Below are 784 nucleotides of genomic sequence, written 5' to 3' on the forward strand. Positions count from 1 at the left end.
CATTTCATTGTGATTGTAGGCATGGGTTCAGATTCTAAAGGTAAATATTTTAGGTTTTTCGATAGTGCAACAGCTAATTTGTGGGACGGAACTAGTACGTCAAATAAACTTTATTTTGACTCTAGTAGTGGATTAATTAAAGGAACAACGCAATCTCAATTTAGGTCAACAACAAATCAATATAGAAATACAGATGGAAAAGTGATATACACTATAACCCATGTTAGAAAAAGTAAATATAAACCATAATGATGAAAATATTTTTATTGCATGTATGCTTATTAACTAGTTCATGCATATACGGGCAGAATTGCAATTCTTTTAACTCTACAAAAAAAAGTAATGACACCGTTATTATAAAAGCAAATTACTTAGGAGAAGTAATGCTTCCAAAAAAAAGCGATAGCTTTTTATTATTATTAGAAAAAAAAGGAGTTTTAAACTCTAAAGATTTTAATTCAAGCATTCAATTTAAAATTCAAGGTTGTAATCAAAATTATAATTTATTAAAATTTGATAAAGGCTGCTTAAATTGTGATAATTTAATGTATAATCAAAAAGTATTGTTAACATGCATTATTTTGCCATTTAATAATTTGTCTAAATTAAAAAGCGAACCACCAGTAATTGTTATTAAAGTAATAAAATTAGATTAGAGCATATTTTTAAAAATGATTCAGTATTGCGAAGTAATCTAAGTTATCAAGATAATTAATTCAAGTTGCTAGTTAAAGAATAAAAAAGTAAGCATCAAAAATGAGAAATTTGGTTTACTACAACTAAA

Annotated in this window: 2 protein-coding genes; both read left to right on the forward strand. The window is 25.6% G+C overall.

Annotated features, from left to right (window positions below; genetic code table 11):
* The coding region (locus I5M32_RS16575) for a hypothetical protein (protein WP_200588285.1) at window positions 1-249 on the forward strand (249 nt) is incomplete at its 5' end.
* Complete coding sequence (locus I5M32_RS16580) at window positions 249-656, forward strand: hypothetical protein (protein ID WP_200588286.1); 408 nt, start codon at window positions 249-251, stop codon at window positions 654-656. The genes I5M32_RS16575 and I5M32_RS16580, both read left to right, overlap by 1 nt.
* Window positions 657-784 lie beyond the last annotated feature (128 nt).

It is taken from the genome of Pedobacter segetis (genome assembly GCF_016623585.1).
Lineage (GTDB): Bacteria > Bacteroidota > Bacteroidia > Sphingobacteriales > Sphingobacteriaceae > Pseudopedobacter > Pseudopedobacter segetis.